The sequence below is a fragment of the Mycobacterium sp. 1482292.6 genome (assembly GCF_001672995.1).
Classification (GTDB): Bacteria; Actinomycetota; Actinomycetes; order Mycobacteriales; family Mycobacteriaceae; genus Mycobacterium; species Mycobacterium europaeum_A.
In genome coordinates this window covers 1-6,283 of the sequence record NZ_LZKV01000179.1, presented here as the reverse complement: position 1 = coordinate 6,283, position 6,283 = coordinate 1, and the positions used below count along the sequence as shown (strand labels likewise).

Below are 6,283 nucleotides of genomic sequence, written 5' to 3'. Positions count from 1 at the left end.
GCCCGGCGCCCCGAGTTGGATAGCGGTATGCGACTGCCGCGGGCTGCTTGACGACCAGGTGATGCGGATCACGGCGATCGTCGAACGGTCCGTCGGCCTGGACAGCGGTCGGCGCGGCGGCCCCGCCAACGCGGTGGTCGACTTCTCCCGCCACACGGTCTCCCTGGTCGCGGTGATCACCGATGCGGTCCGCCACGGGCGGCCGGTGGTGGGCGTGGCCTTCGACTCGATCGGGCGGTTCGCCCAGGGCGGGATCCTGCGCGACCGGATGATCCCGCGGGTGCTGGCGGCCTCCCCCGACGAGCTGCTGGACGGGTCCGGATGGCTGGATCCCGCCGCGGTCCTGGCGTGTGCGCTCGCCGACGAGAAGCCGGGCGGTCACGGGGACCGGGCCGCGGCCGCGGCCGCGCTGGAACTGGCCTGCTGGGACCTGAACGCCAAGCTGCGCGACGAGCCGGCCTGCGTGACCATCGCCCGCCACGCCGGACGAACGCCCGCGCCGTCGGTGCCGGTGTACGCCGCCGGCGGCTACTACTACGCCCACGGCGGTGTCGAACAGCTGCGCCGCGAAATGCGCGGGTATCTCGACGCGGGCTATGACGCGGTCAAGATGAAGATCGGCGGCGCCCCGCTGGAGGAGGACCTGGCGCGCATCGAGGCCGTCATCGACATCGTCGGCGACGCCGGACGGGTCGCGGTGGACGCGAACGGCCGGTTCGACCGCGACGAGGCAACCCGGTGGGCGGCCGCGCTCGGCCCCTACGGCCTGCGCTGGTACGAAGAACCGGGCGATCCCCTGGATTACGCGCTGAACCGGGCGGTGACCGACTCCTACGACGGCGCGGTGGCCACCGGCGAGAACCTCTTCTCGGTGCCGGACGTGACCAATCTGGTGCGCTACGGCGGGATGCGGCCCGATCACGATGTCTTCCAAATGGATCCGGGACTGAGCTACGGACTGACCGAATACCTCCGGATGCTCGACATCGCGGCGGCCCACGGCTTCGATCGCGCCTTCGCGTTCCCGCACGGCGGTCACCTGATCAACCTGCACATCGCCGCCGGGCTGGGCCTGGGCGGCTGCGAGGCCTACCCCGGCGTGTTCGCGCCGTTCGGCGGCTACCCCGATGCCTGCGCGCTGACGGCGGGCCGGATCTCGCCGAGCGACGCCGCGGGGTTCGGGCTCGAGCAGAAGACCGGCGTGGCCGAATTGATCGCCGAGCTGACCACCTGAGACGGAGAGTGCGGATGAAGATCGCGGTAATCGGCTGCGGCGCCATGGGTTCCATCTATGCGGCCAGACTGGCCGCGGCGGGCAACGACGTGTTGGCCATCGACCGCCACCAGCCCAGCGTCGATCGGATCGCCCGGCACGGCCTGCGGGTCACCGGCCCCGGCTACGACCGGGTGGTGCCGCTGCGGGCCAGCACCACCGCGCCGGACGAGGCGATGGATCTGATCGTGCTCGCCGTGAAGGCCGCCGACGTGAGAACCGGTGCGCAGCAAGCACTTCCGATGCTGCGTGCGGGCACACCGGTGCTGACCATCCAGAACGGGCTGGGCTCGGCGGAGATTGTGGCCGGCATCGTCGGCGACCAGCGGGTCGCCGTCGGCATCGCCAGCGGATTCGGCGCGGCGACCGTGGCCCCCGGCCACGTCCGCCACAACGCCATGAAGGCGATGCGGTTCGGGGCGTACTCGTCGCTGCCGCACGCGACCGTCGAAACTATCGCGCGGGCCTGGACCGAGGCCGGATTCGACGCGGCCGCGGTCACCGACATCGCCGCCATGCAGTGGGAGAAGCTGATCTGCAACGCCGCCTACAGCGCCCCGTGCGCGCTCACCGGCATGACCGTCGGGCAGGTGATGGACGACCCCGACATGGCGCCGGTCAGCCAGGCGGCCGCCACCGAGGCATGGACCGTCGCGCGGGCGTCGGGCATCGCCGTCGCCGTCACCGACGCGGTCGAACACGTTCGCGCCTTCGGCGCGCAAATGCCCGACGCCAAACCGTCGGCGCTGCTGGACCACGAGGCGCGCCGGGTCAGCGAGATCGACGTCATCAACGGCGCGGTGCCACGCCAGGGCGCCCGGGTGGGCGTTGCCGCGCCGGTGAACGCGACGCTGACCGCGCTGATCAAGTCGATCGAACGGCAATGGCACTGACTGGGCACAGCCAGGACGGGTATACGGCTGCGGCAGACGCCGGGATGAGAGGAAGCCGCCGATGACCGAGACCGTCACCGACCCGGGCCGCGACCAGCGACTGACCGAACGCGTCGAGCAGCTGTACGCCAACGACCCGCAGTTTCGGGCCGCCGCGTCATCACCGGGGGTGACCGACGCCGCGCATCGCCCGGGATTGCGGCTGGCCGAGGTCGTCGAGACCTATCTGCGCGGCTATGCCGACCGGCCGGCGCTGGGGCAGCGCTGCTGCGAGGTGGTCCGCGATCCGGGGACCGGCCGCGCGGCGACCACCCTGCTGTCCGGATTCGACACCATCACCTACCGCGAGCTCGGGGAACGGGTCGCGGCGCTGGCCGCGGCTTGGCAGGCCGGCCTGGCCGGCGGTTTCGCGCCGGGCGATTTCGTCGCGGTCCTGGGTTTCACCAGCATCGACTACGTCGTGCATTACCTGGCGTGCATTCGGTTGGGCGCGGTGTTCGTGCCGCTGCAGACCAGTTCCACGGCGGCCCAGCTCGGCCCGATCGTCGCCGAGACGCAACCCCGCATCCTCGCGGTGAGCGTCGAATCCCTGGGCACCGCGGTCGACGTCGTCGTCGACGCGCCCTTCCTCGAGCGTCTGGTGGTGTTCGACTACACCAGCGAGGACGACGAACAGCGCGGCCACTACGACCACGCCCGCGCGCGGTTGCGCGACGCCGGGCACCGCGCCGAGGTGGTGTCGCTGTCCACTGAACTCGACGCGGGCCGCCGGCTCCCACCACCTCCGGCGTTCGTCCCCGCCGATGGCGAAAACCCTTTGGCCACACTCATTTACACCTCGGGGAGCACCGGCGCGCCGAAGGGCGCCATGTACACCGCCGACATGATGACCCGGACCTGGCAGCGACCGCACAGTCCATCGGTGGACATCGGCAGGCTGATCCCGGCGATCCACCTGCAGTACATGCCGCTGTCGCACGTGTACGGGTTGGAGTGGCTGATCGCCACGCTGTCCTCCGGGGGCATCGGCTACTTCGCCGCCAAGAGTGACATGTCCACCCTGTTCGACGACATCGGCCTGGTCCGGCCCACGGCGTTGAACCTGGTTCCGCGGGTGTGCGACATGTTCTTTCGGCGTTACCGCAAAGAGCTCGACCAGCGCGCCGGCGGTGAGCTTTCCGGCGAGCAGCTCGACGAGGCGGTGAAAGCCGAACTGCGCCAAGACTTCATCGGCGGGCGGGTCATTTCGGCGATGTGCGGCAGCGCCCCGCTGTCCAAGCAGATGCACGCGTTCATGGAATCGTTGCTCGACATCCCGGTGGCCGACGGCTACGGGGCCACCGAGACCGGCGGCGGCATCATGCGCAGCGGCCGGATCCGGCGCCCACCGGTGACCGACTACAAGCTGGTCGACGTCCCCGAGCTGGGCTACCTGACCACCGACAAGCCGTATCCGCGCGGCGAGCTACGCCTGAAGGCCGCCAACGTGATTCCCGGCTACTTCAAACACCCGGAGCTGTCGGCGAAGATCTTCGACGACGAGGGGTTCTACAAGACCGGCGACATCATGGCCGAGCTGGGACCCGACCACCTGGTGTATCTGGATCGCAGCAACAACGTGATCAAGCTCTCGCAGGGCGAGTTCGTCGCAGTCTCCCAGCTGGAGGCCACCTTCTCGACGAGCCCGTACATCCGGCAGATTTTCCTCTACGGCAGCAGCGAGCAGCCGTTCCTGCTCGCGGTGATCGTGCCGAACACCGACGCGATCGGCGACGGGGACGCCCATGCCCTGATCGCCGACTCGCTGCAACGGATCGCCGCGGACGCCCACCTGCACCCGTATGAGATCCCGCGCGACTTTCTGTTGGAGCCACAACGTTTCACCCGGGACAACGGGCTGCTGTCCGGGGTCGGCAAGCTGCTGCGCCCGGCCCTCAAGGCGCGCTACGGCGAACGCCTCGACGCGATGTACGACGACATCGAGGCCAGCCACGGCAACCAACTCGGCGAACTGCGCGCCGCCAGCCGCGAGCTGCCCACCATCGATACGGTCCGGCGGGCGGCCGCGGCCACCCTGGGCCTGCCGGCCGACACCGCGCTACGCGCCGACGCGAAGTTCATTGAGCTCGGCGGTGATTCGCTGTCCGCGTTTTCCTTCGCCACACTCTTGTCCGAGATATTCAACATCGATGTGCCGGTGCAGACCATCGTCAGCCCCACCGCGAACCTGACCACTGTCGCGAATTTCGTTGACGGCGAACGCACGTCGGCGTCGACGCGGCCGACGTTCGCGTCGGTGCACGGGCGCGGCGCCACGCAGGCGCGCGCCGCGGACCTGACGCTGGACGGCTTCATCGACGCTGACACGCTGGCCGCCGCTCCCGGGCTCCCGGCTGCGACGGGCGAGATCAACACCGTACTTCTCACCGGAGCCAACGGCTACCTGGGGCGTTTTTTGTGCCTGGACTGGCTCGAGCGCCTGGCCCCGGGCGGCGGCACGGTGATCTGCCTGGCCCGCGGCGCCGACCCGACCGCCGGACGTCAGCGCATCGAGGCCGCGATCGACAGCGGGGACACCGAATTGTCCGAGCGGTTCCGGCGATTGGCCGACCGGCACCTGCGGGTGCTCGTCGGCGACGTGGGGGCGCCCAACCTCGGCCTGGACACACCCACCTACGAGCGACTGGCCGAGACGGTCGACCTCGTCGTGCATTCGGCCGCCCTGGTCAACCACGTGCTGCCCTACAGCCAGCTGTTCGGCCCCAACGTGGTGGGCACCGCCGAGATCATCAAGCTCGCGATCACCAAGCGGCTCAAGCCGATCAACTACATCTCCACCGTGGCGGTGACCACACTGCCCGACGGCAGCTTCATCGGGGAGGACGTCGACGTGCGCTCGGCGAGCCCTTCGCGGTCCCTCGACGAGTCGTATGCCAGCGGTTACGCCACCAGTAAATGGGCGGGCGAGGTGCTGCTGCGGGAGGCCCACGACCTATGCGGCGTTGCTGTGGCGGTGTTCCGGTCCGACATGATCCTGGCGCACAGCGACTTCGCGGGTCAGCTCAACGTGCCCGACATGTTCACCCGGCTGATCCTGAGCGTGGTGGCCACCGGGATCGCGCCGCGTTCGTTCTATCAGCTCGACGCGGCCGGCAACCCGCAGCGCGCCCACTACGACGGGCTACCCGCCGATTTCACCGCGGCGGCCATCACCACCCTCGGCGCAAGCGCGCGGCAGGGCTACCACACCTACAACGTGCTCAACACCCACGACGACGGCATCTCCCTGGACACCTTCGTCGACTGGCTCATCGCCGACGGACACCAGATCGAGCGCATCGACGATTATCAGCAGTGGCTGGGCCGCTTCACCGAGGCGATGCAGGCGCTGCCCGACAACCAGCGCAAGAACTCGCTGCTGCCGCTGATGAGCGCCTACGCGAAGCCCGGTAAGCCGACGCAGGGCACCGGTATGCCGGCCGAAAAGTTCCGTGCGGCAGTGCAATCCGCGGGCATCGGCAACGACAACGACGTGCCGCACGTGACCGAGGCGTTGATCGACAAATACGTCACCGATCTGCAGCGGCTCGGTCTGCTGAGGAGCCACACCGGCGCGCACGCGGGGTGACCCGAGCTCAGCCGTTGTGTGAGTCCGGAATTCGATAGCGCATGTGCTAGCGCTTTCGAGAAAGACCTACTGCCCCGAAGACACCCGGATGCGGCCGCGGGAGCGGGCGAGGAAATACAGGCCGATCACCACCGCCCAGGACAGCAGGCTCAGCCAGAGCTGGCTGCGCGCCGTGCGGTCGAACGCCATTTGCACCAGCACGACGGTGATTGCGGCCAGCGTGAGAATCGACAACACCGGGTAGCACCACATTTTCACCGTCAGCTTCTCGGCGGGTGTGCGGCGGCGCAGGATGATCTGCGAGCACGCGATCAGCCAGTAGACGAACAAGATGATGGCGCCCGACGAGTTGAGCAGGAACAAAAACACCGTGTTGGGCGCGACCCGCGCCATGATCACGCATCCGAATCCGACCGCCGACGAGCACAGGATCGCGATGTGGGGGACGCCGCGTCCGCTCAGCCTGACCAATCGCGTCGGCGCCTCGCC

At 69.1% G+C, this 6,283-nt stretch carries 3 protein-coding genes and 1 pseudogene; 3 read left to right on the top strand and 1 reads right to left on the bottom strand.

The annotated features are described in order from the left end of the window. The first annotated feature begins 61 nt into the window (after window positions 1–61). The 3 genes from A5624_RS17685 (at window position 62) to car (ending at window position 5,794) form a co-directional block, all read left to right on the top strand. Entirely contained in the window at window positions 62–1,234 is a 1,173-nt protein-coding gene (locus tag A5624_RS17685; protein ID WP_066868672.1) for an enolase C-terminal domain-like protein, read from the top strand. Window positions 1,235–1,248: 14 nt separating this feature from the next. Next, complete coding sequence (locus A5624_RS17680) at window positions 1,249–2,166, top strand: ketopantoate reductase family protein (RefSeq protein ID WP_066868670.1); 918 nt, start codon at window positions 1,249–1,251, stop codon at window positions 2,164–2,166. A 61-nt stretch (window positions 2,167–2,227) separates the two neighbouring features. Further along, window positions 2,228–5,794, top strand: a complete 3,567-nt coding sequence (gene car, locus A5624_RS17675; protein ID WP_066868668.1) for a carboxylic acid reductase — start codon at window positions 2,228–2,230, stop codon at window positions 5,792–5,794. A gap of 66 nt (window positions 5,795–5,860) precedes the next feature. Here car and A5624_RS17670 read toward each other — a convergent pair. After that, window positions 5,861–6,283, bottom strand: a pseudogene (locus A5624_RS17670) (amino acid permease); the annotation flags it as partial.

Bases quoted from the DNA above. Each gene is read 5' to 3' on its own strand.
- A5624_RS17685 (WP_066868672.1), top strand. From the start codon at position 62: ATGCGGATCACGGCGATCGTCGAACGGTCCGTCGGCCTGGACAGCGGT.
- A5624_RS17680 (WP_066868670.1), top strand. From the start codon at position 1,249: ATGAAGATCGCGGTAATCGGCTGCGGCGCCATGGGTTCCATCTATGCG.
- car (WP_066868668.1), top strand. From the start codon at position 2,228: ATGACCGAGACCGTCACCGACCCGGGCCGCGACCAGCGACTGACCGAA.